Origin of the sequence: Lacrimispora sanguinis, assembly GCF_044987295.1 — a bacterium.
Taxonomy (GTDB): Bacteria; Bacillota; Clostridia; order Lachnospirales; family Lachnospiraceae; genus Lacrimispora; species Lacrimispora celerecrescens_B.
Genome location: NZ_CP173277.1, coordinates 293,277 through 319,460 on the forward strand (window position 1 = coordinate 293,277; position 26,184 = coordinate 319,460).

Annotated in this window: 25 protein-coding genes and 1 other annotated feature (1 of these 26 cut by a window edge); of the genes, 20 read left to right on the top strand and 5 right to left on the bottom strand. The window is 43.5% G+C overall.

Going from position 1 to position 26,184, the window contains the following annotated elements; genetic code table 11:
- The first annotated feature begins 156 nt into the window (after positions 1-156).
- The 3 genes from ACHZES_RS01420 to hslO all read left to right on the top strand — a co-directional run bounded on the left by ACHZES_RS01420 (position 157) and on the right by hslO (position 2,429).
- Entirely contained in the window at positions 157-666 is a 510-nt protein-coding gene (locus ACHZES_RS01420) for an SEC-C metal-binding domain-containing protein (protein WP_038285058.1), read from the top strand.
- A 127-nt stretch (positions 667-793) separates the two neighbouring features.
- Positions 794-1,552, top strand: coding sequence for a class I SAM-dependent methyltransferase (locus tag ACHZES_RS01425; RefSeq protein WP_154520759.1), 759 nt, complete (start codon positions 794-796; stop codon positions 1,550-1,552).
- Between the two features lies 1 nt (position 1,553).
- Positions 1,554-2,429: an Hsp33 family molecular chaperone HslO gene (gene hslO / locus ACHZES_RS01430; RefSeq protein WP_038285063.1), complete on the top strand. Its 876-nt coding sequence runs from the start codon at positions 1,554-1,556 to the stop codon at positions 2,427-2,429.
- Between the two features lie 107 nt (positions 2,430-2,536).
- Here the strand turns inward: hslO and ACHZES_RS01435 are convergent, their stop codons facing one another.
- Positions 2,537-2,734 carry a cold shock domain-containing protein gene (locus ACHZES_RS01435; protein ID WP_025233342.1) on the bottom strand — a complete coding sequence of 66 codons (198 nt, stop codon included), beginning with the start codon at positions 2,732-2,734 and terminating at the stop codon, positions 2,537-2,539.
- A gap of 214 nt (positions 2,735-2,948) precedes the next feature.
- On the opposite strand from ACHZES_RS01435, the gene ACHZES_RS01440 reads away from it, so the two are divergent.
- A complete protein-coding gene (locus tag ACHZES_RS01440) occupies positions 2,949-3,494 on the top strand; it encodes a DUF5662 family protein (RefSeq protein ID WP_395548597.1) in 546 nt (181 codons plus the stop codon).
- Positions 3,495-3,584: 90 nt separating this feature from the next.
- Positions 3,585-4,937, top strand: a complete 1,353-nt coding sequence (locus ACHZES_RS01445) for a PQQ-dependent sugar dehydrogenase (protein ID WP_395548596.1) — start codon at positions 3,585-3,587, stop codon at positions 4,935-4,937.
- A gap of 79 nt (positions 4,938-5,016) precedes the next feature.
- On the opposite strand, the gene ACHZES_RS01450 is transcribed toward ACHZES_RS01445, so the two are convergent.
- Positions 5,017-6,111 carry a ribonuclease H-like domain-containing protein gene (locus tag ACHZES_RS01450; protein ID WP_395548691.1) on the bottom strand — a complete coding sequence of 365 codons (1,095 nt, stop codon included), beginning with the start codon at positions 6,109-6,111 and terminating at the stop codon, positions 5,017-5,019.
- A gap of 193 nt (positions 6,112-6,304) precedes the next feature.
- On the opposite strand from ACHZES_RS01450, the gene ruvA reads away from it, so the two are divergent.
- From ruvA to ACHZES_RS01485, 7 genes are all read left to right on the top strand, one after another.
- Entirely contained in the window at positions 6,305-6,916 is a 612-nt protein-coding gene (ruvA, locus tag ACHZES_RS01455; RefSeq protein ID WP_038283155.1) for a Holliday junction branch migration protein RuvA, read from the top strand.
- Between the two features lie 20 nt (positions 6,917-6,936).
- Positions 6,937-7,935, top strand: a complete 999-nt coding sequence (ruvB, locus tag ACHZES_RS01460) for a Holliday junction branch migration DNA helicase RuvB (protein WP_038283153.1) — start codon at positions 6,937-6,939, stop codon at positions 7,933-7,935.
- A 71-nt stretch (positions 7,936-8,006) separates the two neighbouring features.
- Positions 8,007-8,396, top strand: coding sequence for a cell division protein ZapA (locus ACHZES_RS01465; protein ID WP_242843164.1), 390 nt, complete (start codon positions 8,007-8,009; stop codon positions 8,394-8,396).
- A gap of 122 nt (positions 8,397-8,518) precedes the next feature.
- Entirely contained in the window at positions 8,519-10,654 is a 2,136-nt protein-coding gene (locus ACHZES_RS01470; RefSeq protein WP_395548690.1) for a DUF3656 domain-containing protein, read from the top strand.
- A 7-nt stretch (positions 10,655-10,661) separates the two neighbouring features.
- Complete coding sequence (locus tag ACHZES_RS01475) at positions 10,662-11,987, top strand: FtsW/RodA/SpoVE family cell cycle protein (protein ID WP_154520755.1); 1,326 nt, start codon at positions 10,662-10,664, stop codon at positions 11,985-11,987.
- Complete coding sequence (locus tag ACHZES_RS01480) at positions 11,977-13,401, top strand: peptidoglycan D,D-transpeptidase FtsI family protein (RefSeq protein ID WP_395548595.1); 1,425 nt, start codon at positions 11,977-11,979, stop codon at positions 13,399-13,401. The genes ACHZES_RS01475 and ACHZES_RS01480 overlap by 11 nt, the downstream gene beginning before the upstream one ends.
- 137 nt (positions 13,402-13,538) lie before the next feature.
- Positions 13,539-13,991: an NUDIX hydrolase gene (locus ACHZES_RS01485; protein ID WP_002603763.1), complete on the top strand. Its 453-nt coding sequence runs from the start codon at positions 13,539-13,541 to the stop codon at positions 13,989-13,991.
- Positions 13,992-14,085: 94 nt separating this feature from the next.
- Here ACHZES_RS01485 and ACHZES_RS01490 read toward each other — a convergent pair whose 3' ends face one another.
- Positions 14,086-14,907, bottom strand: a complete 822-nt coding sequence (locus ACHZES_RS01490; RefSeq protein ID WP_154520753.1) for a CZB domain-containing protein — start codon at positions 14,905-14,907, stop codon at positions 14,086-14,088.
- 193 nt (positions 14,908-15,100) lie between these two features.
- Between ACHZES_RS01490 and ACHZES_RS01495 the strand changes: the two genes are divergently transcribed.
- The 4 genes from ACHZES_RS01495 (at position 15,101) to cysK (ending at position 19,019) form a co-directional block, all read left to right on the top strand.
- On the top strand, positions 15,101-15,334 hold the full coding sequence (locus tag ACHZES_RS01495) for a hypothetical protein (RefSeq protein WP_038283198.1): 234 nt from the start codon (positions 15,101-15,103) through the stop codon (positions 15,332-15,334).
- A gap of 32 nt (positions 15,335-15,366) precedes the next feature.
- The gene (locus ACHZES_RS01500) at positions 15,367-16,443 is read left to right on the top strand and encodes a 5'-3' exonuclease H3TH domain-containing protein (RefSeq protein WP_395548594.1); all 1,077 of its coding nucleotides are present in this window, start codon (positions 15,367-15,369) and stop codon (positions 16,441-16,443) included.
- 123 nt (positions 16,444-16,566) lie between these two features.
- Positions 16,567-18,063: a carboxypeptidase M32 gene (locus ACHZES_RS01505; RefSeq protein WP_395548592.1), complete on the top strand. Its 1,497-nt coding sequence runs from the start codon at positions 16,567-16,569 to the stop codon at positions 18,061-18,063.
- Between the two features lie 26 nt (positions 18,064-18,089).
- Complete coding sequence (gene cysK / locus ACHZES_RS01510; RefSeq protein WP_038283142.1) at positions 18,090-19,019, top strand: cysteine synthase A; 930 nt, start codon at positions 18,090-18,092, stop codon at positions 19,017-19,019.
- A gap of 59 nt (positions 19,020-19,078) precedes the next feature.
- Here the strand turns inward: cysK and ACHZES_RS01515 are convergent, their stop codons facing one another.
- Complete coding sequence (locus ACHZES_RS01515) at positions 19,079-19,915, bottom strand: YihY/virulence factor BrkB family protein (protein WP_395548591.1); 837 nt, start codon at positions 19,913-19,915, stop codon at positions 19,079-19,081.
- Between the two features lie 181 nt (positions 19,916-20,096).
- Between ACHZES_RS01515 and ACHZES_RS01520 the strand changes: the two genes are divergently transcribed.
- Complete coding sequence (locus ACHZES_RS01520) at positions 20,097-20,987, top strand: radical SAM protein (protein WP_154520750.1); 891 nt, start codon at positions 20,097-20,099, stop codon at positions 20,985-20,987.
- Here the strand turns inward: ACHZES_RS01520 and ACHZES_RS01525 are convergent.
- The gene (locus ACHZES_RS01525; RefSeq protein WP_051835255.1) at positions 20,984-21,871 is read right to left on the bottom strand and encodes a LysR family transcriptional regulator; all 888 of its coding nucleotides are present in this window, start codon (positions 21,869-21,871) and stop codon (positions 20,984-20,986) included. The genes ACHZES_RS01520 and ACHZES_RS01525 overlap by 4 nt on opposite strands.
- A 114-nt stretch (positions 21,872-21,985) precedes the next feature.
- On the opposite strand from ACHZES_RS01525, the gene ACHZES_RS01530 reads away from it, so the two are divergent.
- The 3 genes from ACHZES_RS01530 (at position 21,986) to ACHZES_RS01540 (ending at position 26,041) form a co-directional block, all read left to right on the top strand.
- Positions 21,986-23,716: an ABC transporter ATP-binding protein gene (locus ACHZES_RS01530; RefSeq protein WP_395548590.1), complete on the top strand. Its 1,731-nt coding sequence runs from the start codon at positions 21,986-21,988 to the stop codon at positions 23,714-23,716.
- Position 23,717: 1 nt separating this feature from the next.
- Positions 23,718-25,463 (top strand): ABC transporter ATP-binding protein, encoded by a 1,746-nt coding sequence (locus tag ACHZES_RS01535; RefSeq protein WP_395548589.1) that lies wholly within the window; start codon positions 23,718-23,720, stop codon positions 25,461-25,463.
- 338 nt (positions 25,464-25,801) lie between these two features.
- Positions 25,802-26,041, top strand: a complete 240-nt coding sequence (locus tag ACHZES_RS01540) for a hypothetical protein (RefSeq protein WP_038283131.1) — start codon at positions 25,802-25,804, stop codon at positions 26,039-26,041.
- 118 nt (positions 26,042-26,159) lie between these two features.
- Positions 26,160-26,184, top strand: a binding site (T-box leader); it runs 221 nt beyond the window's last position.

Here is a 26,184-nt window from a genome sequence, read left to right on the forward strand (position 1 = left end):
AAAGATGTTATATACTGTTTGTTGGAGTACTACTGGAAGTCAAATACCTTACAGCAAGCTAGGGGTTATTTGGCTCCGTTGGCAGTTGTCAAAATCAAGCCCGCTTGATCTTGGCTCGTTGCCTTCATGAATAACAAACAAAAGGATGGTTTGAACATGGCTATTTTAGAAAATTGGAGAAACCTGGCATACGGCGATGGGCTGGATGATAAAGGAAAAGAAGAATTATGGACCGAGTATTTCAAAGTAGAAAAGGGAATCTATGAGCATATTCTTTCCAAGCCAGAAGAAGTGGTTGAGGGAACGGTAGAGGATCTGGCAAAGAGATATGGAACAGATGTCCAGACGATGACCGGATTTTTAGATGGAATCAATGAAAGCTTAAAGGGATATGAGAATCCTATTGAAACCATGGACGAGCAGACCGTGGTAAAGATAGAGATCGATCCAGAAAAGCTGTATTATAATATGGTAGAGGCTAAAGCAGAATGGCTCTATAGTCTTCCGGAGTGGGATACAATACTGTCAGAAGAGAAGAAAAAAGAGCTTTATAAAAAGCAGAAAGCTTCTGGAACCATTGTTAAGGGAGCAAAGGTTGGAAGAAACGATCCATGTCCATGCGGCAGCGGCAAGAAGTATAAAAAGTGCTGCGGATCCAACCAGTAATCGAATGCTGCCCTGGCAGCAGGATAAAGAGACAGGAAGGCAGGCAGGTACCTCTTTATGAGTTACCTGCTTTGCTTTTGAATACCTTCATGAATGCTCGCATGCATGAGCAAGAAAGAGGAAATGAATGGAAGCCTACACTAGCTTTGCAGAGGTCTATGACCGGTTTATGGACAACATTCCATATAAGGACTGGTGTGAATACGTAACTGGTCTGCTGAATGAATATGGGATCAGGGATGGTTTGATTCTTGATCTTGGCTGCGGAACGGGAAGCCTAACGGAGCTTCTTGCGGAACGGGGATATGATATGATAGGAGTGGACAACTCCGAAGACATGCTGCAGATAGCCATGGATAAGAGGGAAAAGTCAGGAAAAGACATTCTTTATCTTATGCAGGATATGAGGGAATTTGAGCTTTACGGCACGGTACGGGCTGTTTTAAGCATCTGCGACTGCATGAATTATATTCTGGAATATGAGGATATGGTGGAAGTTTTCCGGCTGGTCAATAATTATCTGGATCCAGGAGGAATCTTTATATTTGATCTGAACACCATATATAAATATGAAACCCTTATGGGGGAATCTACCATTGCGGAAGACCGGGAGGAGTGCAGCTTTATCTGGGATAATTATTATGATAAGGAATCCAAGATTAACGAATATGATCTTTCCCTGTTTATCAGGCAGGAGGAAGACTTATACCGGAAATACACGGAGAATCATTACCAGAGGGCATATTCTCTGGAAGAGGTAAAGCTGGCGATCAATGAGGCCGGCATGGATTTTGTGTCAGCTTTTGATGCTTTTACCCAAAATCCCGTAAAGGATACCAGTGAAAGAATTTATATCATAGCAAGAGAACGCGGAAAGGAATTATAATATGGCTGATTATATTGTCAGAGCTACGGCAGGGGATCATCAGATCCGTGCTTTTGCTGCTACTACCAGGGAACTGGTGGAACATGCAAGACAAGCTCATAATACAAGCCCTGTAGCTACGGCTGCCTTAGGCAGACTTTTAACTGCGGGAAGCATGATGGGCATTATGATGAAGGGGGAAGATGATTTACTGACCTTAAAGATTCAGGGAAGCGGTCCGATAGAAGGCCTTACAGTGACTGCAGATTCAAAAGGAAATGTAAAGGGATACGCTTACAATCCTGGAGTCATGCTTCCTCCCAATCAGGCAGGTAAGCTGGATGTAGGCGGTGCAGTAGGAGAGGGAGTATTAAGTGTAATAAAAGATATCGGCCTCAAGGAGCCTTACATTGGACAGACGATCCTGGTGGGCGGTGAGATTGCGGAAGATCTGACTTATTACTATGCTTCTTCAGAGCAAACGCCTTCGTCAGTGGCACTGGGCGTTTTAATGAATAAGGATAACACCGTAAAACAGGCCGGAGGCTTTATCCTGCAGCTTCTGCCGGGAGCCTCTGAGGAAATCATTGGAGGTCTGGAGAAAAAGCTTGGAGAAATTACCTCGATCACAGATCTTTTGGATCAGGGAGATACACCAGAGATGATCCTCGAACATATTCTTGGAGAGTTCGGTCTGGATCTGATGGAGCAGGTGCCTACCCAATTTTATTGCAACTGTGATAAAGCCAGAGTGGAAAAGGCCTTAATCAGCATCGGAAGGAAAGAACTTCAGGAAATGATTGACGAAGGGAAGAGCATTGAGGTGAACTGCCATTTCTGCAATAAGAATTATGAGTTTACAATAGAAGATTTAGAAAGTCTGCGTGATAAGTCATAAGACAAGGTCATCAAAAAGAGCCATCCACTGGATGGCTCTAATCGTAATCATGTGAAACAATATAACTTCTTCCTATATTGAAAAAAGGTACACTGATGAGTCAATGATTATAATTTGGTAACGTTTGTAGCCTGTGGTCCCTTAGCTCCGTCTACAACATCGAACTCTACTGCAGCGCCTTCATCTAAAGACTTGAAGCCGTCCATGCTAAGACCTGAGTAGTGAACAAATACATCGTTACCCTGTTCGTCGGAAATAAATCCGTAACCCTTTTGGTTGTTAAACCACTTAACTGTACCTTTCATTATGATACCTCCAAAATGAATAAAAAGTTGTACTGTTACAGGATATCTGTAACCTCCCTAAGAATAGCATAAAAAGGGAAAGGTGTCAAACGTTTTCCGTCTTAAAAATCAAGAAATCTTCATTAAAAAATAAAGGGGAAATAAGTAGTGAAAACGGAGAAATTTGTGGTAAAATGGGAAAAGATTCTTTTGCAAGGATAAAAAGGTGAAAGCAATGAAATTTAAGAATTTGTGGAGGCATTTCTGCACAATCAATATACATAAGATCAGAGTCATGATAAATTGTTTTCGTGTGGGTCTTATAAAACAGGGGCTGCTTCATGATTTGTCAAAATACAGTCTGGAAGAGTTTATTCCAGGTGTTCTTTATTATCAGGGGACAAGAAGTCCGAATGCTGCGGAAAGAGAGGACAAGGGTTTTTCTAGAGCCTGGCTCCACCATAAAGGCCGTAACAAGCATCACTACGAATACTGGATCGATTTTACCACAGATATGTCGGAAGGTCTGGTAGGCCATAAGATGCCCCTAAATTATGTCATCGAGATGATGATGGATCGGATTGCGGCATCAAAAACCTATAAGGGCAAGGATTACACCGATGCATCGCCTTGGGAATATTACATGCACGCAAAAAACTACATGGTCATTGCTCCTGAGACAAGAAAATTGTTGGAGGAGCTTCTTTTGATGTTGAAAAATCAAGGGGAGAAAAGGACATTTTCTTATATCAGATACTTGTTGAAAAAAGGAAATTATTAACTTCCCATTATATAAGGATTCATACAGAACGCTCACTATATATTTATATTTATCATATATTATATATAATAATATAAGCGGAGATTTAGTGTGAATTTCGCTGTAAACAATTACCTACAGAATTCATGCATGCAGCAGGCCCCATATAAACAGAGGGAGCTTGATCCAGATAGAATAAGTGTACCGATAGGTTATCAAATAGAAGTCTTTGCTCAAGGATTAAATGCACCTATTGGTATGGTTTTCACAGAAAAAGGTGATATGCTTATTGCTGACTCCGGAATTGCTACATTGAACCCTAGAGTGATACGTATTAGTAATGGAAGTATCGATGTTGTAGCCGAAGGTTTTAATGTCCCCATAACTGGTATCAATTATAAAAATGGGTATATTTATGTGTCCCATAAAGGAGTTGTAACAGTTCTTAGTCCGGATGGCACAAGGCGAGATATTATAAGTGGTTTGCCAAGCAATGGAGACTTTGGCAACAACCGCATTGAATTTGGAATTGATGAGAAAATATATTTTGGACAGGGGACAACAACGAATTCTGGTGTAGTAGGACTTGATAATAGCTGGGTTGTTGAGCATCCTCATCTACATGATTATCCCGGTACCTATATATTTCTTAACTACAATAATTTTGAAACTAAAAATATATTGATCCCAGCCATGGGCACAGCTGTTACCGGGGCTTTTTCTCCTTTTGGAGTTCCTAATATACAGCAATATCAAGTAAAAGAAGGCAGAACGTTAGCTTCTGGCAGTGTAATAAGGGCAAATATGGATGGCTCTGGTATAGAACAAATTGCGTGGGGGCTTCGTAATCCGTTTTGTATGAAATTTGATGCATTGAAACGGCTGATCATATCAAACCAGGGAATGGATGCAAGAGGAAGCAGGCCGATTGCCAATGCATTAGATGAATTACATTTGTTAAATATGGGTGCTTGGTATGGCTGGCCGGATTACACAGGAGGAGTTCCTGTGACCTTGCCCAGGTTTACTCCGATCAGAGGCAGAAGACCGGAACCATTACTTCATACCATTCCATCGATACCGCCAACGCCAATTGCAGTTTTTCCGTCCGGATCCAATATCATGGGATTTGATATTAACGAGTCATCAGATTTTGGCCTGATTGGCGATGTTTACATTGCGTGTTTTGGCGGAATCCAATACGAAGAGTCTGGCGATTATATACGTTCAGGCGTAGGACATAGGGTATTAAAAGTCAATGTTGTTAATGGAGAAATAGCAACATTTGCTATAAATAAATCAGGATTTCCGGAAGAGAGGGGGCTTAGCAGGCCCACTGATGTTGTTTTCGGACCTGATCATGCCATGTATATATCGGATATGGCGATTGCTGATTTAGATTTGCATAATATTTATTTGCCAAACACAGGAGTAATTTGGAGAATAAGAAAGATAGTACTGTAGATATCATATAAGGGAAGCCATCTGACTTCCCTTAAACCATCCAAAAGTCCCTCCTTGATCTAAGGAAAACGATTCTAAATTAACGGCACAGGGTATCTAACAGGTGACGGACGTAAATACAAAGCTTTTTGTCATCCGCAAAGAAGTCCGGTTCATAGGAAACATAGGTGATCTTATCTTTGAATTCCATTTGCAGGCAAGGTGTCCACAAGGAGGAAAACTGAGGAAGATAGCAGCCGGCCCTGCGTGTGTAGCATGTCTTGGCCGTAGCTTTTATCCGGGCTTCCTTATCCACGTATTCCGCCACGCTTTTGTGAATCGCCTTGTCTTCGTAAATTAAATAATAGTAATTTTTATAATCCGGATAAAAATATTTCAATTCACCCTCATAGAGGTCTACGGTTATGGTTAAGTGTTCTCCTTCCGCTTCCATGGAGACAAGGGAATTGGATTTGGAAAATCCAACGGGAACGGCAAAGCCGTTTTTGCAGGTAAGCCGTAAAGAGTGGAACTCCCGGCCGAAGATGTCCTCCTGGCTTACTAACTCCTGATGTTCAAGGAGAAAGCTGTGCTCTAAAAAGTCCGGGTAATTTAAGATAGGGAGGATTAGCGGCATTCCTTTTAAATCATCTTCATTATGTAATATCAAAAGATCAAATAAAAACTTATCATGGGAGATCAGGTAATCTTTATAAACTTCAATCAGCTGTCCGCCGGAATAAAGATCCTTCCGCTCTACGTTTAAAAACGCCTCAATGGCTTTTTGCTTCATGGAAGGAAGTCCAAGAAGTCCCCGGTAAGGGCGTATTTTTTTGTAGATATCCAGGCTTTTTACACCGGAAAAGTTATAAGGCATGCCATGGGCAAGGCAGCGCTTTAAAAGATAGGGTATATCAAACCCATCCCCGTTAAAATGTATGACTGTAGTAAAATTTTCTAAGAATTTAAAAAAAGTTTCCAGCAGTTCTTTTTCCGACTCAAGGGTATCAGCGAACCACTGGACAAGGTTCCAACAGTCGTTTCTGTAATAAACACATCCGATCAGATAAAGGGTAGAATACTCCCCGGAGAAGCCTGTAGTTTCTATATCAAAGAACAAAAGATCCTCTTTCCGGCCGATCCGGTCAAAGGGATATGTCTCTTGAAATGCAATCGTTTTCTGTAAGGTGATCATGAATGATTCATCCCTTTCCTTAGTACTGTCCATGTTTTTTGGTATTTTCTCTCCCAATATTATAGCGGAAAGGTGCCGGTCCGTCAACGGAAACAGAATATTTGTTCGACTATCCGCTTGCATAAGAACAGGCTGTATGCTATGATAATTAATAAAGAAAAGATTTCCAGCATAACAAAAGGAGACAGAGGTCGTGATTTCTTTCGTAAAAGGACCATTGGTTGAAATATTTGAAGATACCGTTGTTATAGAGAGCGGGAACGTGGGATTTGAAATACATGTTCCCATATCCGTGATTCAAAATATGCCGGGAATCGGTGTAGAGACAAGGTTGTATACATATTTTCAGGTAAGAGAGGATGCCATGTGCCTCTACGGGTTTTTAAACCGTCAGGATCTGCAGATGTTTAAGCAGCTCATCAGTGTGAACGGGATTGGCCCCAAAGGAGCCTTGGGAATTCTTTCTGCCCTTGACCCGGATGATTTAAGAAGGGCCATCGTTTCAGGAGACGCCAAAGCCATATCCAAAGCGCCGGGGGTTGGAGCAAAGACCGCTCAGAGGATTATATTGGACTTAAAAGATAAAATTGACATAGCTGAAATTCTTCCTTCCGGGTTTGCAATGCAGGGGAATGAGCCTGCTTTATCCGGCAGCGGGGTAGCAGGAGAAGCCATAGAAGCGTTGGCGGCACTTGGGTATTCTACAGTTGAGGCTGGTAAGGCGGTTCGTAAAGTGGAAGTGACGGAATCCATGACGGTGGAAGATGTGCTTAAGGCATCCTTAAAGCATCTGGCATTTATATAAAATAGCAGGTAAAGACAGAGATGGAACGTAGAATTATAACCACAGAGGTAACAGAAGAAGATAAAAGAATAGAACCGAATTTAAGGCCCATGTGTCTTGATGAGTACATTGGACAGGAAAAGATACGTACCAATTTAAAAGTATACATTGATGCCGCCAAAGCCAGGGGAGAATCCCTGGATCATGTTTTGTTTTACGGGCCTCCCGGCCTGGGAAAGACGACTCTATCAGGAATCATTGCCAATGAAATGGGAGTCAATATGAAGGTCACATCAGGACCTGCAATCGAAAAACCGGGAGAAATGGCCGCTATACTGAACAATCTCCAGGAAGGGGACGTGCTGTTTGTGGATGAGATCCACCGCTTAAACCGTCAGGTAGAAGAAGTATTGTATCCGGCCATGGAAGATTTTGCCATAGATATTATGCTGGGAAAGGATTCCTCTGCCAGATCCATAAGACTGGATCTTCCCAAATTCACATTGGTTGGAGCGACTACCAGAGCGGGGCTTTTAACCGCTCCATTGCGAGACAGGTTCGGTGTGGTGCAGAAGCTGGAATTTTATACGCCACAGGAGCTTAAGATTATCGTTTGCCGTTCCGCCAGGGTCTTACAGGTGGAAATCGAGGAAGAAGGGGCAGCAGAGATTGCCAAGCGATCCAGAGGAACCCCCAGGCTGGCTAATCGCCTGTTAAAGAGAGTCCGGGATTTCGCCCAGGTAAAGTACAACGGTATTATTACAAAAGAAGTGGCGGATTTTGCCCTGGACATTCTGGATGTGGATAAGTTTGGCCTGGATTATAATGACCGGGCGATCCTGACCACAATGATTGAGAAGTTTGCCGGCGGTCCGGTAGGTTTGGATACCCTGGCAGCTTCTTTGGGAGAGGATGCCGGTACGCTGGAAGATGTTTATGAGCCGTATCTTCTCATGAACGGTTTTATAAACCGTACCTCCAGAGGGCGTGTGGCAACGGAACGGGCATATGAACATCTTGGAATCTCCCTGGGGTCATAATCTTTGGATATAAAGGTATGCAGGCAGGGCTTTTCTATCTGCTCAAAGTATGTTATAGTAAAAAGGAGCAAATGAAACAGGGAGAGAACAGCATGGATTCCAGACGCAGTACAGAAGTTTTAATAGATGGCAAGATTTATGCTTTGGGCGGAAACGAGGAGGAGAGTTATATCCACCGCCTGGCAAGCTACATCAACGAGATGATTATAACGCTGAAGCATCAGGAAGGGTTCACGAAGCAAAGCGCAGAATATCAAAATATTATGATTCAGTTAAATATGGCGGATGATTACTTCAAGGCCAGAGAACAGACCGCCAGGCTGGAGCAGCAGAAGGCGGAGATGGAAAAGGAGATCTATAGCTTAAAGCATGAACTTGTGGCCACTCAGATGAAGCTTGAGTCGGCAAAGCTGGAACTGGTGGAAACCAGGAAATCTGCGGATTCCGGTAAGAAAGAATAAGTCAGGAGGGGATGTTGGGCGGCAGGGCCGTGACATCCTCTCTTTCATCAATAAAGGGCAAACAGGAGGAACTTGTGAAGAAAGCAGTTGAAATTCTTGCTCCGGCAGGATCATTTGAAAGTATGAAGGCAGCGGTGGCAGCAGGCGCCGATGCGGTCTATATGGGTGGCAGCCGGTTTGGGGCAAGGGCTTATGCGGAAAATCCCGAGGAGGACAAGCTGCTGGAAGCCATTGATTACGTCCATCTTCATGGGCGAAAGCTGTACATGACCGTTAATACGCTGATGAAGGAACAGGAGATAAAGGAGCTTTACGATTATCTTGTTCCATATTATAGGCAGGGCCTGGATGCAGTCATTGTGCAGGATATGGGAACCTTCCGGTTTATCCGGGAGAATTTTCCGGACCTTCCCATTCATGCAAGCACACAGATGACCATTACCGGCGCTTACGGAGCCAAGATTTTAAAAGACTTAGGGGCTGACCGTGTTGTTACTGCCAGGGAATTATCCTTAAAGGAAATTGCAAAGATCCGTGATCAGGTGGATGTGGAGATCGAAAGTTTTGTACACGGCGCATTGTGCTACTGCTATTCCGGCCAATGCTTATTCAGCAGCCTCATAGGAGGGCGAAGCGGGAACCGGGGAAGATGTGCACAAACCTGCCGCCTGCCCTACGAAGTGAAACGGGAAGGACAGGCTCTTGGAGGAGGAAGTGACCGTTATTGCCTCAGCCTCAAGGATTTAAGCACTCTGGATATCATACCGGATATGATAGAAGCCGGAGTCTATTCCATGAAAATTGAAGGAAGGATGAAGAGTCCAAGGTATACGGCTGGAGTAGTAAGCATTTACCGAAAGTACGCGGACCTTTATCTGGCTCACGGAAGAGAGGGCTACCGGGTTGAAGAACAGGATAAGAAGATGCTTCTGGACCTGTTTGACCGGGGCGGCCAGACTGACGGATACTATAAGCGTCAAAATGGACGGGATATGGTGGTCTGGAAAGAAAAACCAGCTTTTCGGGAAGGCAATCAGGCGTTGTTCGATTACTTAGATAAAAATTTTGTAGAAAAACAGGTAAGAGAGCCGGTAGTTGGAACCGCATTTTTGGAAGAAGGACAAGTGGCCTCATTGCTGTTAAGTGCCTGCGGCCATAATGCCACTGTTACCGGTGAGATCGTGCAGACTGCCCAAAATCAGCCTGTAACAGAGGAAAAGGTAAGGAAACAGCTGGATAAAACCGGAAATACACCTTTTTATTTTGAAACTCTTGATATTAAGATAAAGGGGAACATATTCCTGCCGGTTCAGGCTCTTAATGATCTGCGCAGACGTGGTTTGGAAGCCTTGGAATATGAGATCCTAAAAGATTACAAAGAAAACAGGCAGGCTGAACCGGTGAAAGCTGCAAAAGAGGCAGTTTATAACCGAAAAGCTGCTTCAGAAAGTCCTAAGCTTTCGGTTTCTCTGGAACGGCCGGATTGCTTGGAAGAAGCGGTGGCAAATCCTGATGTGAAAAGAATTTACATTGATGCCGCAGAATTTAAACCGGGACAATGGAACGCGTCAGTGGAGGCATGCCACAGGGCCGGTAAGGAATGTATGCTTACCATGCCCCATATTTTCAGGATCAGGGCGGAGCAGTTCTTTGATAAACATTTAACGGAGTTGAAGGCTGCAGAATTTGATGGATTTCTGATCCGTTCTCTGGAAGAAACAGGCTATTTAAAAGAAAAGAATGTTAAGGGGAGCCTTGTATTTGATTTTGGCATGTATGGAATGAACAATACTGCCCAGGAGATGTTGATGGAACTGGGAGCGGATGAGCTTACATGGCCGGTAGAATTAAACAGCCGGGATTTGGGAAAACTAAGAGTTCCGGGGGAACTTTTGATATACGGCCGTTTGCCCATGATGGTGACAGCCCAGTGCCTTCATGAAGGAATGGAACAATGTGACAAGACACCGGTCGTATTGACATTAAAAGACCGGATGGGGAAATCATTTCCTGTCAAAAACCATTGTGCTTTCTGCTACAATTCCATTTATAATTCGGCAGCCGTTTCCCTTCTTGGCTTAGAAGAGGCGGTTAAGGGATTATCTCCCTCATGGTTACGGCTTCAGTTTACCACAGAGAACAAAGCACAGACAAAAGCGGTGATACAAAGCTTTTCGGATGGATTCCTTTATGGGAGAGAAGCAAAGTTGCCGTTTGAAGAATTCACAAGAGGTCATTTCAAACGCGGCGTAGAGTAGGTGACATATGATTAATCTGATTATTGACATCTCCAGATATCTGATGATACTGTTGATTGCACTATACACATATTTGAATTTTCGCTTTTTTTCCTTTCCGGATGAAATCAGGAAAAGGAAGATTTGCAGACGGCAGAACTTTGCGATGTTTCTCATTCATCTGCTAGCCTATTTGATTATCTGGCTGGAGACTGAGGATGAAAAGATGCTGGTATTTTACGTTGCCCAGGTAATCTTCTTTTTCAGTTACCTTTTCCTGTACCGGCTGATTTACCGCAATGTATCCAGGTTGCTGGTCAATAATATGTGCATGCTCCTTACCATAGGTTTTATTATGCTGACCAGGCTTTCTTTTGACCGGGCCATGAAGCAGTTTGTCATCGTTGCCGCCGCGGCTTTGGTGACCTTTGCCATTCCCTTTGTTATTGACAGGGTATGGCAGTTAAGCAAGATTCCTTGGATCTATGGAATAGGAGGAATTCTTCTCCTGGGAATTGTATGCCTTGCCGGAACCAGCAGTTACGGCGCCCAGCTTTCCCTGGAGTTCGGAGGGTATTCCTTCCAGCCTACGGAATTTGTAAAAATCATTTATGTCTTTTTTATAGCTACGATGTTTTACCGGTCCACCAGCATGAAGACGGTTCTTATTGTTACTTCGGTGGCGGCCCTACATGTGCTTATTCTGGTGGCCTCCAAAGATCTTGGAAGCGCCCTCATCTTCTTTGTGGCTTATATTTTCATGCTCTTTGTGGCAACGGGAAAATGGCTTTATCTTCTGGCCGGGGCCGGAGGAGGGACACTGGCTTCCATGCTTGCCTATCAGCTGTTCGGACATGTAAGAACCAGAGTGTCGGCATGGTTAAACCCCTGGGCGGATATTGCAGGAAAGGGGTACCAGATTACCCAGTCTTTGTTTGCCATTGGCACCGGGGGCTGGTTTGGCATGGGACTGTACCGTGGGATGCCAAGAAGGATCCCGGTGGTAGAAAAGGATTTTATATTTTCAGCGATTTCGGAGGAACTGGGAGGCATCTTTGCCCTTTGTGTCCTTCTTATCTGTCTGGGATGCTTTTTACAGTTCATGATGATTGCCAGCCGGATGCAGGCGGTATTTTATAAGCTGATTGCATTTGGCCTTGGAACGATTTATATCATTCAGGTATTTTTAACTGTTGGAGGAGTAACGAAATTCATTCCTTCCACAGGAGTAACACTTCCACTGGTCAGTTATGGAGGAAGTTCCATCCTAAGCACCTTTATCATCTTTGGAATCATCCAGGGACTTTATATACTCAAACGCAATGAAGAGGAAGAAGAAAAATATGAAGGGTAACCCGAATCCAAAAGCAAATCACCATATTCTGATACTTACCTATGGAGTCGTACTACTTTTTGTAGGGCTTGCGGCTTATTTTAGCTACTTTCTGCTTGTAAAAAGCGATAGTGTGATCAATAATTCCTATAATGCCAGACTTGACAGTTTTGCCGACCGGGTGGTACGTGGAGAAATCTACAGTAATGACGGCAGGGTCATTGCCAGGACAGAGGTGGACGGAGAGGGAAAGGAAACAAGGGTTTATCCCTATGACTCCCTGTTTGCCCATGCGGTGGGATATTCCACCAATGGAAAGACCGGTCTGGAAGCCCTGGCTAATTTCTATCTCCTGACAAGCCACGTAAATCTTGTGGAGCAGGTGGTAAATGAGCTGTCTGGCCAGAAGAATCAGGGAGACAGTGTTGTCTCCACTTTAGATGTGGATCTTCAGAAGACGGCTTATGATGCCTTAGGTAAGCGAAAAGGGGCGGTGGTAGTGATGGAGCCGGATACCGGAAAGATTCTTGCCATGGTATCCAAGCCGGATTACAACCCCAATACTTTGGCTGAAGACTGGAGTCATCTGGTGGCGGAGGAGAACACTTCGGGACAGCTATTAAACCGTGCAACTCAGGGACTTTACCCTCCGGGGTCCACGTTTAAGATTGTTACGGCATTAGAATATATAAGGGAAAATCCGTCCAATTATAAGGATTATACCTTTGACTGCAAAGGGATTTATCATATTGGGGACTATACCATCCGGTGTTACCATGAGACAGTCCATGGGCATCAAAACCTGGAACAAGCATTTGCAAATTCCTGCAACGGAGCTTTCTCCAACCTTGGTTTATTGCTGGACTTAAATGGATTAAAGAATACTGCGGACCAGCTTCTGTTTAATACGGATCTGGCTTTGCCCATTGCCAGCAGCAAAAGCTCCTATACCATGGGAGCAGGCGCCGATACATGGCAGATCCTTCAGACTTCCATTGGCCAGGGGCAGACTCAGATCACACCCATTCACAATGCCATGATCGCTGCAGCCATTGCCAACGGCGGAACGCTTATGAAGCCTTATTTGATTGACCGGGTGGAAAACGCAGGGGGAGATGTCATTAAGAAATTTATGCCTCAGTCCTATATGAGTCTTATGACTGCCGTGGAAGCTTCTGAATTAACCGAGTTCATGCGGGATGTTGTAACAGAGGGGACAGGGTCTGCTCTTAGGACCGATGCCTATACGGTAGCCGGAAAGACCGGTTCCGCGGAGTTTGAAAAGGGCAAGGAAACTCATGCATGGTTTGTAGGATTTGCTCCGGCAGAGCATCCGAGAGTCGTTATTAGTGTAATTGCAGAGGAGGCCGGCTCAGGCGGGCAGGCAGCAGCTCCAATAGCCAGAGCACTTTTTGATTTATATTTTTCCAAATAATAAAAAGATTGATAGTTGTTTACAATAATTACGCACTTGCATATGAGTCTAAAAAGAGGTATACTAGAGCCAGTCTGTGTGACACACCAAAACCGGGCTTCCCAAGGAAGTCACGGTTTCACTCTGGAGGAATTGCAATGATAGAAGCAACGAGTTGTGGCGGTGTGGTTATTTTTCGAGGTAAAATTCTGGTTTTATATAAGAATTACAAAAATAAGTATGAAGGTTGGGTTTTGCCAAAGGGAACAGTAGAAGCGGGTGAAGAGTATAAAGAGACGGCTCTCCGGGAAGTGAAGGAAGAGACAGGCGTAAGTGCGTCCATAATCAAATACATTGGTAAGAGCCAGTACTCTTTTAACACGCCTCAGGATATGGTGGAGAAGGACGTGCACTGGTATCTAATGATGGCCGACAGCTATTACAGTAAACCACAGCGGGAAGAATATTTTATTGATTCAGGATATTACAAGTTCCATGAAGCGTATCATCTTCTGAAGTTTTCCAATGAAAAACAAATATTGGAAAAGGCCTACAATGAATATCTGGATTTAAAGAAGAGTAATTTGTGGGGTAATAAGAAGTATTTCTGAAAGGTGAGTCCAGGGAACCACCTGGGCTTTCAATGGGAGAGCCGGAAAAGTTTAGCAGCAACTTTTCCGGCTCTTTTCATATGGAAGACATGCTTTAATAAGCAGCTTCCAGTTCTTTTAATTTGGTTGTTAAGGACGTTGTGTTCAGCTCGAAGATAAGACCTTCGTTTCTGGGACTTTCCATTACCTGATTAATATAGGAGCAATGACTTACCATGGGATCCTGGTCCCTGCCTGCAATCGCTTCCAGTTCTTCAACGGAAACGATCTCGTCAACCACAATTCCCCATCTGATGCCATCCAGTATAAGAACCATCTCTTTATAAATCGTTGAACGGAATAAATCTTTTGTCTGGTCTAAAAGGTGGAGTATGGTTGGCATGGATTCCTCTTTTACCCGTTTTAAAATCTTAAGGAGACATTCCTCTTTCTGGCAGTTTTCACAGTCTTTTTTACAACGGTCTGCTTCATCGGCAGCCAGATGAAGTCTTCTATGAGGTTCCTCTATTTTGCGGAGATGACTGGTAATGGTATGGTTGTCAGTTTTAAAATTATCATACCACTTTCCCAAAGCGCACTGATGAGGATCTTTTGCCAGGCTGAAGGATCCGCCTTCATCAATAAAACGCTCCAATTCCTTTACCCAATTAATATGGTCCTGTTTTCTGGCATCAATCATATCTTCAAAATCCTTGCACTCATCGGAGATGGATTTTAGTCCAAAGGTAACCCGTAAGTCAAGCATTTGTATGACTTCATTCCGGTATTTGAACATACCGGTTACATTGGCCGGGGCGGCCGGTATTGCGCTGTATTCGGGCAGCTGTACAATGGTTGATATGTATTTACTGTTGATGCAATAGAGGGAACCGGCAATTTTAAATAAAATATACGGACATCTGATCTCTTTTTCCATTTTCTGATAGTACCTTCCCTTTTTTTATTCTTGATATCTGTATTATATAGCCTATTGCTACATAGTTCAACGTCTTTTGAGGAAAATTATATTTTAAAAAATAATGATTGTACTATGAATAACTGGAAATTCAGAGTATAATGGAATGGAATATCTGATCGGGATAGCACATATTTATCAGGGAGGAAGGATCATGGTAAAAGTAAGCTCTTTAAGCCGCAGCATTAATTCGTTTTATGTGGAATGGAGTGCTCTCAATCACTACTTGTCATCCTATGAATGCGAGCGGAATGGAGTACCATACGTCGGTTTTGGGGACCCTCGCGTCCAAAAACTGTGGAAGGGATTATCTGGCCAGGAGCGGAAAGAAGTTATGAAACGCCTGGGAGCAAAAAATGAAACAGAATTGCAGAATTATTTTACCTGATTTTGCTAAGATTTGAAGAAATGGAGAAATACATGTCTGAAAGAAAATTTGTAGTTGTTGACGGTTCCTCTATGCTGTCGACCTGTTATTACGCAGTTTTACCAAGGGAAATCATGTTTGCAAAGTCAGAGGAGGAAAAGCAGAAGCATTATGATAAGATCCTCCATGCAAAGGACGGCACTTATACCAATGCAATCTTTGGTATGCTTAAGATGGTGGTCTCTCTGATGAAAAAGCAGCAGCCGGATCATATCGCCTTTGTATTTGACAAAACCAGGGATACATTTCGAAGAGAACTGTACCCGGATTATAAAGGAACCCGGGGAGTGACTCCGGAGCCGTTAAAAAGTCAGTTTGTCCTGATGGAAAAGATCTTAAAAGACGTGGGATTTCAAGTCCTTTTAAGTGAACAGTATGAAGCGGATGATTATGCCGGAAGCCTGGTCATGAAATTCAGGGAAGAGATTTCTATGATTCTTCTGACTAAGGACCACGATTATCTCCAGCTGGTAAACGATGAATACAATGTCCGGGCGTGGATGGTTCAGTCACGGCAGGAGAAAGCGGACGAGCTGTATAAAAAATATTATTCTTTTTATGGAGTGAAGAAAGATGAGATCAACCTTCCTGAAAAGGTTTTTGAATATACCTCTGATACGGTGTTGAATGAAGAGGGTGTCCGGCCGGAGCAGATTGCAGATTTAAAGGGAATCCAGGGAGATCCTTCTGATAATATCCCTGGAGTTAAGGGAGTCAGCAGTGCGGCTTCGCCGCTTCTTCGGGAATATGGAACTGTGGAAGAGATATATCGTTCCATTCACGAAGCCGAGTCTGATAAAAAGAGTTTAAAAGCACTCCAGGATTTCTGGAAAAATGAATTGGGAATTACCCGTTCTCCTTATAAAGCAATGACAAAGTCCAGTGAGGAGGAATTGTGCGGGGAAAAGGCAGCCCTGCTTTCTAAAACTCTGGCGACTATGAAAACGGATATACCTATTGATATGGAACTTGATGATTTTTCAGCAAAAGCATATCAGGAGGAAAAAGTCAGAATATGGCTTAAATCCCTTGATATAAAAGAAGCTTCCATTTTTGGCACTGGAAAATGATCGTTTAAAAAGTATTTTTTCATCCCGCCTGGGGACACTCATACAGAGCGTCCCTGATTTTGAGTCATATACAGCAGTTCTGTGCCTGGCTCATTACTTATTGAAATAAAGGAGAAACAGATTATGAGCAAATCTTATGAAATTTTGTCCTCTTTACTGGAAAAGACGATGGCACTTCAAACTTCCCTTGTCCTTTTTGAATGGGATAATGAAACTCTTGCACCGGAAGGTGCCGGTTCCTACACTTCAAGGGTAATCGGTGCGCTCTCTGAGGAATATTACAGGGTTATGACAGGGGAAGAGATGGGAAAGGCCATTGCCGACTGTGAGGAAGATGACAGCCTGTCCGATGTGGAGCGAGCCATTGTTAAGGGAGCGAAGGAGGCCAGAGAAGAACTGGTTTGCATTCCGTCAAATGAGTACCGGGAGAATGCCCAGCTCATAGCCGAAGCGGCCAGAATCTGGTCAAAGGCAAAAAAAGAAGAAGATTTTGATTCCTTTGCACCAACTCTTGAAAAAGTAATTGGATTTAAAAAGAAATTTGCTTCTTACCGGAAAAAGGAAGGTCAGAAGCTTTATGATGTTATATTGGATGAGTTTGAAAAAGGATTTAATATGGAGCTTTTGGATGAGTTCTTCAGCCGGCTCAAAGAAGAAATTGTTCCCCTTTTAAAAGACATTAAGGAGAATGGAAAAACCATTGATGATTCCTTTTTATCAGGCGGCTATCCTGAGGAAAAACAAAGAGAAATGGCACACTATCTTGCCGAATATGTTGGTTTTGACTTTACAAAGGGTGTGCTTGCAGAAAGCGCCCATCCGTTTACGACCAATCTCCATAATCACGATGTGAGAATTACTACCAGTTATCGGGATAAGATGGATAATGCCATGTTCTCCGTAATCCATGAAGCCGGTCACGGAATTTATGAACTGGGAATCAGTGATGAGATCACCCAGACACCGGTGGGGCAGGGGACATCTATGGGAATGCATGAATCCCAGTCCAGATTTTTTGAGAATATTATCGGCCGCAGCCAGGCTTTCTGGACCCCTCTTTATGGAAAGCTTCAGGAACTTTATCCTGATAAATTAAATGAAATCTCCATAGAACAGTTTATGGATGCAGTTAATAAGGTAGAGCCAAGCTTTATCCGGACAGAGGCTGATGAACTTACCTATAATCTTCATATTATGATCCGTTATGAAATTGAGAAAATGATTATGGAAGAAGATGTGGACTTAAAGAAGCTGCCGGAAATCTGGGCGGATAAATATGAGGAATACCTTGGAGTACGTCCGGAAAATCCATCGGAGGGAATTCTGCAGGATATCCACTGGTCTCAGGGGCTGATCGGTTATTTCCCGTCCTATGCTCTGGGAAATGCTTTTGGTGCACAGCTATACTACCATATGAGAAAAGAAATGGATTTTGACGAGCTGCTTGTAAATGGGAAGCTTGATGTGATAAGAGATTATTTACGGGAACATATCCATAAGTTTGGAAAGCTGAAAACCAGCCGTGAAATATTAAAAGATACCACGGGAGAAGATTTTACCCCGGATTATTTCATTCGGTATGTGAAGGAAAAGTATTGCAGTCTGTATGAGCTGTCATAAATTTCGCAGTTGAAAAGAGGATGAATATGGAAAATATCAAGAAAAGCGCATCAGAACTAATCGGCCATACACCACTGGTGGAATTGGCTAATTATGGAAAAAAGCACCATGCGGCGGCTGCCATTATAGCAAAGCTGGAATATTTTAATCCGGCAGGAAGTGTTAAGGACCGGGCGGCTCTCTATATGATTCAGGATGCAGAAAAGTCCGGCATTTTAAAGTCTGGCGCCACAATCATCGAACCGACTTCCGGCAATACGGGAATCGGTATTGCGAGTATCGCAGCGATGAGAGGGTACCGAGCTATTCTCACCATGCCGGAGACTATGAGTGTGGAACGGCGTAATCTTTTAAAGGCCTATGGAGCAGAAATTGTATTAACAGAAGGATCAAAGGGGATGTCTGGCGCTATTGCAAAAGCCAAAGAGATGCAAACAGAGATAGCCGGCTCCATAATTCTGGGCCAGTTTGATAATCCGTCCAATTCCAAGGCTCACTATGAAACAACGGGCCCGGAAATCTGGGAAGATACGGATGGGAAGATCGATGTTCTTATTGCTGGTGTGGGAACCGGAGGTACCATTACCGGAGCAGGAGAATATTTAAAGAGTAAAAATCCTGAGATAAAGGTGATAGCAGTAGAACCTGCCGCTTCACCGGTTCTTTCCGGCGGAAAGCCTGGCCCTCATGGAATTCAGGGAATCGGAGCTGGATTTGTCCCATCGATCTTAAATACAGATGTTTACGATGAAATCATACCGGTGGAAAATGGAGATGCATATGAGACGGGTAAGGAAATCGCTCAAACAGAAGGAATTTTAGTGGGAATTTCCTCCTCTGCAGCCGTATGGGCAGCCAGGGAAGTGGCAAAACGTCCGGAATATGCCGGAAAAAGGATTGTAGTCATTCTTCCCGATACTGGGGACAGATACTTATCCACTCCTTTGTTTACCTAATAATAAAACTGTAAATATGAAAAACCAGGGCTGCCTTTTTTGCAAGCCCTGGTTTTTGATTAAGAGCGCGTACGCTCCCTCCAGTTTATGGAATAATAGTAATTGATTTCAGCACCATAAAACAGGATGCAGACACAGGCATAAATCCAAAGCATTAGCAGCACAATGGCTGTAAGGCTTCCGTACATGACCGAGTAATTGCCGAAATTATTAAAATAAATGGAAAACGCAAAAGAAGAAGCGATCCATCCCAAGGTACAAAAGGCGGCTCCGGGCAGCTGGCTGAAAAAATGCTGCTTTTTTTCCGGAACATAAGTATAAAGAACGGCAAAGCAGATCGTCAACATGAAAACAAGCATGGTACGAAACGTAAGAACATACTGGGTGATCTCGGCCAACAGCGGAAAGTGGTGGTTCATAAAGCTTTGAATAGTGCCTCCAAGGACCAGCAGAACAAGAGTCAGGAGACAGATAATCATAAAGATGATGGTATAACCGGCGCAGATAATCCGGGTTACAATATAGTTTCTCTTTTTCTCCTGGCCAAAGACTCGGTTTAAGCCCCGCTCAATGCTTAGCATCCCTTTGGATGCGGACCATATGGCAGCTACTGCGGTCGCAGAAAGGACAGCGATCGGAGAATTCGTATAAAGGTCATCGATAACAGATACGATTAAGCTGTTCATTTCCAGTGTACTTGGGATGATCGTAATCATTAGCTGAAGCAAATTGGCTTTCGTAATGGATGGGATGAGCTGTATCAATGCCAGTAAAAGCATCATAAAGGGAAATGCAGCTAAAATGGTGAAGAAGGAGGCTTGGGCTGCATATACAGTCATTTCATCCCTGCTGTATTTGTCATAGATTTGTTTACAGCGCAATAAAAATCGAATCATAATATCTCCTTTTCCTGCCATAATTTCTTCGCTGGTATTAGCATATTATCATGGAACAAAAAAAATATCAAGGCATTCTGCCGATAGGCAAAAATCCGTACATGATTGACAGATCCAGCCATAAATCATAAAATAAAACCAACGAATAGTAGGCTGGCAATGTAGAAAGGAACGTAAACGAATGGAGTATATTCCTGCAAAGACCATAGTGACCAAAACAAAAGGCTCCCAGTGGTTTGGTATTGACTATAATATGAATATCTATAAAGGGTGCTGTCATGGCTGTATTTATTGTGACAGCCGTTCAGACTGTTACCGGATTGATCATTTTGATTCGGTGAGGGTCAAGGAAGATGCCCTTCGTATCATCCGGGATGATTTAAGGCGTAAGGTGAAAACTGGTATTGTTGGGACAGGAGCTATGAGTGATCCCTACAATCCTTTTGAGCAGAAGCTTGAATTAACACGGCATGCCCTTGAGCTTATTGACGCATATGGCTTTGGGGCGGCAGTGGCTACGAAAAGCGCCCTTCTTAAGCGGGATATCGATATTCTTAAAGGGATCATGGAGCATTCCCCTGTTCTGTGTAAAGTGACGGTTACCACAACCGATGACGATCTGGCGAAAAAAATCGAGCCACATGCCTCCAGCCCCTCGGAGCGCCTGGCTCTGATCGAAGCATTAAGAAAGAACGGAATATTTACTGGAATATTATTGATGCCGGTTCTACCGTTTTTGGAGGATAACGAGGAAAATATCCTTTCAATCGTAAAAGCCGCCAAAGAAGCCGGAGCCAACTTCATTTATCCGGCTTTTGGCGTGACTTTGCGCAATAATCAAAGAGAATGGTATTTTGACCGTCTAAAGGAGCTGTTCCCCCAACAGGATTTGGTGTCGGAATATATCAGGCGGTATGGTAATAATTATGAATGTACAAGCCCGGAAGCAAGAAAGCTATGGCAGGTGTTTTCCCGGGAATGTGAGCGGTATGGAATACGATACCGGATGAAAGACATCATTCATGGGTATAAGAAGAATTATGAAGTAACCCAGTTAAGCCTTTTTGATTAGGAAAGGGACATTAGCTCTCCGAAATAGGAAACAAATTCTTTGGCTATGTTTGAAACATAGCCATTTTTTTTATATACGGCAGCCATTCTGGTAACAGTATCCTCAGAGTCGATCTCCCTGAATACGAGGTCCGTGTGTTCCCCTATTTTGCTGATGGATTCAGGCACCAGAGCAATTCCCAGGCCTGTGCTAGCCCATTGGAGACAGGTTCTGGCATCATCATTGCGGCAAAAAACATTGGGCATGATGCCGCTGTTTTGGAAGGCAAGGGAGATGATGGAATCAAACCGGCGGTAATAGATCAAAGGTTTGCCTGAAAGGTCTGTCAGCCTGATTTTATTCTCAGGGACGCCTGAAAAAAAGGAAGGGTTTCCAACCGCTATCAATGGTTCTTCTTTTCCGTACACACATTCAAAACCCTCTGCGTTAAATGGTGTCCGGATAATCGCGCATTCCACAATCCCGTTTTTCATCTTTTCCAGAAGTTCGTAGGTATTTCCTTCTGTGACCTCAAACCGTACCTTTGGATGGGTGCAGCAGTATATCTTTAAAAAATCGTGAAGCAGATTGCCGGAAGAAGAGATCGTTCCCAGCTTTAAAATTCCCTTGGAAGCGGTTGGAAAATGATCCAGTTCTTCCACAATGGAGTCCATCATGGTTAGGATGTCTTTGGCCCGGGAATAGAGAAAGGCACCTGCTTCCGTCAGTTCTGTTTTCCTGGAGCCGCGTTCAAAAAGTTTTACTCCAAGCTCTTCTTCCAGCAGAAGGATCTGCTTACTTAATGGTGGCTGGGATAATCCCAGCTTTTTTGCCGCGGCTGTAAAGCCGCCGGTTTCTGCAATTGTGGTAAAATAATAAAGCTGCTTTGAATTAATTGGATTCATTGGGATATCCTCTATTTCATATTTATGTATTGTATTATTATACCAAAATGGTATAATGTTACAAGGTATTATTCCAAAAATATATTTAATTTTTAAAAGCGGAGGAATATTAGGATGAAAAAGCTCCTGAAATATTTAAAGGATTATAAGGTAGAAAGCATTATGGGGCCGTTATTTAAGCTTCTGGAAGCCTGCTTTGAATTATTGGTGCCTCTTGTGGTGGCAAAGGTGATTGACGTAGGAATCAAGTCTCAGAATATGCCTTATATCCTTAAGATGGGCGGATTATTGGTGCTCCTTGGTGTCATAGGCCTTGTATGCTCTATTACGGCCCAGTATTTTGCGGCAAAAGCAGCGGCAGGCTTCGGAACTTCTCTTCGAAATGATTTGTTTGCCCATATCAACAGACTCTCGTACCAGGAAATAGATTCCATTGGGACTGCGACCCTGATTACACGAATAACCAGTGATGCCAATCAGGTGCAGTCTGGAGTGAACTTATTCCTCCGTCTGTTCCTTCGTTCTCCGTTTGTGGTTTGCGGCGCTATGATTATGGCGTTTACCATCAATGCCAGGGCAGCTCTTATTTTCGTGGTACTTATCCCTGTTCTTTCCATTGTTGTGTTCGGCATAATGCTGATCAGCATCCCACTGTATAAAAAGGTGCAGAAGCAATTGGACCAGGTACTTTTGGCTGTCAGGGAGAATTTAGAAGGAGTCCGCGTCATCCGTGCGTTTGATCGCCAAAATGATGAGATACGCCGGTTTGATGAGGAAAATGGCCTTTTAGTACGCTTCCAGGTTTTCGTAGGAAAGATTTCAGCCTTAATGAATCCCCTTACCTATGTACTGATCAACTTAGGTATCATCGTTATTATAAATACCGGCGCCAGGCAGGTGCAGAACGGCATCATCACTCAGGGAGAAGTGATTGCATTAGTAAATTACATGTCCCAGATTTTAGTAGAGCTTGTAAAGCTGGCCAATTTAATCATCACGATTTCAAAGTCCCTGGCCTGTGCAGGCCGGATTAGTGCTGTGTTTGAACAGGAACCAGCCATTACAGAGGTTTCTCATAAGGCTGTGGAAGAGAAACCGGATGTCCCCAAAGTAGAATTTGACCATATGACATTTGCCTATGAAGGGGCCAAAGATGCGGCATTAAGCGGTTTATCCTTTCAGGTCATGAAGGGGGATACCATTGGAATCATCGGAGGAACAGGTTCCGGTAAGACCACGCTGGTAAATTTAATACCCAGGTTTTATGAAGTCACAGAAGGATCCGTAAAGGTGGGAGGAGTTGACGTAAAGCAATATCCTTTGGGCCAGCTGAGAGAACTGGTTGGGATTGTTCCTCAAAAGGCGGTACTATTTAAAGGAACCCTTCGGGAAAATATGAAGTGGGGCAAAAAGGAGGCAACGGACAAGGAAATTTATGAGGCTCTTTCCATTGCCCAGGCAAAGGATTTTGTAGAGGAAAAAGGACAAGGGCTGGAGCTCATGATCCAGGCAGGGGGAAAGAACCTTTCCGGTGGGCAGCGGCAGAGACTTGCCATTGCCAGGGCATTGGTAAAAAATCCTCAGATACTTATCATGGATGACAGCGCTTCTGCCCTGGATTTTGCGACCGATGCCAGGCTTAGAAAGGCAATTAAAGAAAGTACCGGGAATATGACTGTATTCCTGGTATCCCAAAGAGCGTCCAGCATTAAAAATGCGGATAGGATCCTGGTCCTTGATGACGGTCAGATGTCAGGTTGGGGAACCCATGAAGAACTGTTTGATTCTTGTCAGGTTTACCGGGAAATCTGCTTATCCCAGCTGTCAAAAGAGGAGGTGCAATAACATGGACATGAAAAAATATAAATCTACTGTCAAACGGATCCTTAGCTGCATTGGCCGTTATAAATGGGGAGTCGGGGCCTCCTTGGCCTGTGCCTTTGTCACGGTCCTGCTGACCTTGTATGTTCCCATCCTCACAGGCCGGGCCATAGACTGCATTGTGGGAGCAGGCGCTGTTGATTTTGCCGGCATGTGGACGATTTTAAAGCAAATCGGTATCATCATTGCAATAACCGCGGCAGCTCAGTGGCTTATGAGCCATATCAACAATCTGATTACCTATCGGGTGGTAAAGGATATCAGGACCCAGGCATTTAATAAACTGGAGATCCTTCCTTTAAAATATATTGACTCCCATTCTCACGGAGATATTATAAATAGGATTATTACGGATATCGACCAGTTTTCCGACGGGCTGTTAATGGGCTTTACCCAGCTGTTTACCGGAGTTCTCACCATACTCGGAACGTTGGTTTTCATGTTTTCCATGAATCCGTCCATAACGGTTGTGGTGGTGTTGGTAACACCGGTTTCCCTTTTTGTTGCCAGTTTTATTGCAAGGAGAACATTTCGTATGTTCAAGATGCAGTCACAGACCAGAGGGGAGCTGACTTCTCTTGTGGAAGAGATGCTGGGAAATCAGAAGGTGGTGCAGGCGTTTGCTCATGAAGCCGATGCACAGGAGAAATTTGAAGATATCAATGAAGATTTACGTGTCTGGAGCCTGAAAGCCACATTCTTTTCCTCCATTACCAATCCGGCTACCCGCTTTGTGAACAGCTTGGTTTATGCCAGCGTTGGAATCGCCGGAGCATTTGCGGCTGTAAAAGGGCTTTTATCCGTAGGACAGCTCGCCAGCTTTTTAAGTTATGCCAATCAATATACAAAGCCTTTTAATGAAATATCGGGAGTGGTTACTGAGCTTCAAAATGCCCTGGCCTCCGCAGCACGGGTATTTGAACTGATTGATGAGGAGCCACAGGTCCCGGAGGAGCCGGACGCTGCAGTGCTTTCCAATGCAAAGGGAGAGATATCTCTGGAACATGTGTACTTTTCCTATAATCCGGAGGTCGCCCTAATTGAGGATATGAATCTAAACGTACGTCCGGGACAGAGAGTGGCCATCGTAGGCCCTACGGGCTGCGGAAAAAGTACGGTGATTAATCTTCTCATGCGCTTTTATGATGTGAATTCCGGTTCCATCCGGGTAGATGGGACAGATGTACGCCATGTGACCAGACAAAGCTTAAGAACCAGTTATGGTATGGTGCTTCAGGAGACATGGCTTAAGTCTGGGACCATTCGGGAAAATATTGCATATGGTAAGCCGGATGCGAATGAGGAAGAGATCATTCTGGCGGCAAAGGAGTCCCATGCCCACAGCTTTATCAGGCGTATGCCGGAAGGATACGATACCGTTATATCGGAAGACGGCGGAAATTTATCCCAAGGCCAGAAACAGCTTTTATGCATTGCCAGAGTCATGCTGTGTCTTCCTCCCATGCTGATCCTTGACGAAGCCACCTCCTCCATTGATACCAGAACCGAGATAAAAATACAGAAGGCTTTTGGAAAAATGATGGAAGGGCGCACCAGCTTTATCGTCGCCCACCGGCTTTCTACGATTAAAGAAGCGGATGTGATACTGGTAATGCGGGATGGCCATATCATTGAACAAGGAACTCATGAAAGCCTGCTTTCACAAAACGGATTTTACGCACAGCTTTATAACAGTCAGTTTGCTGTGTAGCTTTGATGATAAATTAACAAACAGCGTCAGAAAGATATCTTAGATATGCCTTTCTGACGCTGTTCTTTTTTTTTCAGTTATGTTATACTTTAAAAAGTTCGATATTAGTTATAAGTAACTATATAAAAGGCGGTAGGATTATGTTTCAGATCATTATGGATTTCAGGTTGGGGGCCTGTTTAAGGTCCGTTAGAATTCCTTTGCAGTATACGGATAAGGGGAGGGGGGATGGATGATTTTTATGGTCACATTACAGGGCGGTTTAAGATATTGATCCTGTAAAGGACAGTATAAAAATCTTGGCCGTATTTTATGGTTCAAAAGAACAGGGGGAAAAAATGAGTTTTTTAGATATTATGTTGATGGGTGCACTGTTAACAGAGAGTGTGCTTTTAATTTTGCTGGCCCATTTTTACAAAAAAGAAAAAGAAAAAGTTCAGATTGAAAAAACAAAAAGAGCCGAAGATAAGGAGTATATTGATGTTTTTATAGAGCATTTGGAAAAACGAGCAGAAACCTATGAAATACTCCTTGAATTTAAAAGAATTTTAGAAGAAGCTTATAAAGATGCGATTTAACAAAGGAAAGCGAGCAGAGGCCCTGCTTATTTTATTCTGATGTAGTCCATATGAAAATAATCCTTGACATTTTGAACATCCGTCATTACAATGGTACGTAACGTTACAATTAAAAACAATAAATGCAATGAAGGTGTAAGTAA

Bases quoted from the DNA above. Each gene is read 5' to 3' on its own strand.
- ACHZES_RS01440 (WP_395548597.1), top strand. From the start codon at position 2,949: ATGAAATTTAAGAATTTGTGGAGGCATTTCTGCACAATCAATATACAT.
- ACHZES_RS01450 (WP_395548691.1), bottom strand. From the start codon at position 6,111: ATGATCACCTTACAGAAAACGATTGCATTTCAAGAGACATATCCCTTT.
- hslO (WP_038285063.1), top strand. From the start codon at position 1,554: ATGGCTGATTATATTGTCAGAGCTACGGCAGGGGATCATCAGATCCGT.
- ACHZES_RS01485 (WP_002603763.1), top strand. From the start codon at position 13,539: ATGATAGAAGCAACGAGTTGTGGCGGTGTGGTTATTTTTCGAGGTAAA.
- ACHZES_RS01425 (WP_154520759.1), top strand. From the start codon at position 794: ATGGAAGCCTACACTAGCTTTGCAGAGGTCTATGACCGGTTTATGGAC.
- cysK (WP_038283142.1), top strand. From the start codon at position 18,090: ATGGAAAATATCAAGAAAAGCGCATCAGAACTAATCGGCCATACACCA.
- ACHZES_RS01525 (WP_051835255.1), bottom strand. From the start codon at position 21,871: ATGAATCCAATTAATTCAAAGCAGCTTTATTATTTTACCACAATTGCA.
- ACHZES_RS01540 (WP_038283131.1), top strand. From the start codon at position 25,802: ATGAGTTTTTTAGATATTATGTTGATGGGTGCACTGTTAACAGAGAGT.
- ACHZES_RS01420 (WP_038285058.1), top strand. From the start codon at position 157: ATGGCTATTTTAGAAAATTGGAGAAACCTGGCATACGGCGATGGGCTG.
- ACHZES_RS01490 (WP_154520753.1), bottom strand. From the start codon at position 14,907: ATGGAAAAAGAGATCAGATGTCCGTATATTTTATTTAAAATTGCCGGT.
- ACHZES_RS01520 (WP_154520750.1), top strand. From the start codon at position 20,097: ATGGAGTATATTCCTGCAAAGACCATAGTGACCAAAACAAAAGGCTCC.
- ACHZES_RS01530 (WP_395548590.1), top strand. From the start codon at position 21,986: ATGAAAAAGCTCCTGAAATATTTAAAGGATTATAAGGTAGAAAGCATT.
- ACHZES_RS01535 (WP_395548589.1), top strand. From the start codon at position 23,718: ATGGACATGAAAAAATATAAATCTACTGTCAAACGGATCCTTAGCTGC.
- ACHZES_RS01515 (WP_395548591.1), bottom strand. From the start codon at position 19,915: ATGATTCGATTTTTATTGCGCTGTAAACAAATCTATGACAAATACAGC.
- ACHZES_RS01480 (WP_395548595.1), top strand. From the start codon at position 11,977: ATGAAGGGTAACCCGAATCCAAAAGCAAATCACCATATTCTGATACTT.
- ACHZES_RS01475 (WP_154520755.1), top strand. From the start codon at position 10,662: ATGATTAATCTGATTATTGACATCTCCAGATATCTGATGATACTGTTG.
- ACHZES_RS01495 (WP_038283198.1), top strand. From the start codon at position 15,101: ATGGTAAAAGTAAGCTCTTTAAGCCGCAGCATTAATTCGTTTTATGTG.
- ACHZES_RS01465 (WP_242843164.1), top strand. From the start codon at position 8,007: ATGAAACAGGGAGAGAACAGCATGGATTCCAGACGCAGTACAGAAGTT.
- ACHZES_RS01470 (WP_395548690.1), top strand. From the start codon at position 8,519: ATGAAGGCAGCGGTGGCAGCAGGCGCCGATGCGGTCTATATGGGTGGC.
- ruvB (WP_038283153.1), top strand. From the start codon at position 6,937: ATGGAACGTAGAATTATAACCACAGAGGTAACAGAAGAAGATAAAAGA.
- ACHZES_RS01500 (WP_395548594.1), top strand. From the start codon at position 15,367: ATGTCTGAAAGAAAATTTGTAGTTGTTGACGGTTCCTCTATGCTGTCG.
- ACHZES_RS01435 (WP_025233342.1), bottom strand. From the start codon at position 2,734: ATGAAAGGTACAGTTAAGTGGTTTAACAACCAAAAGGGTTACGGATTT.
- ACHZES_RS01505 (WP_395548592.1), top strand. From the start codon at position 16,567: ATGAGCAAATCTTATGAAATTTTGTCCTCTTTACTGGAAAAGACGATG.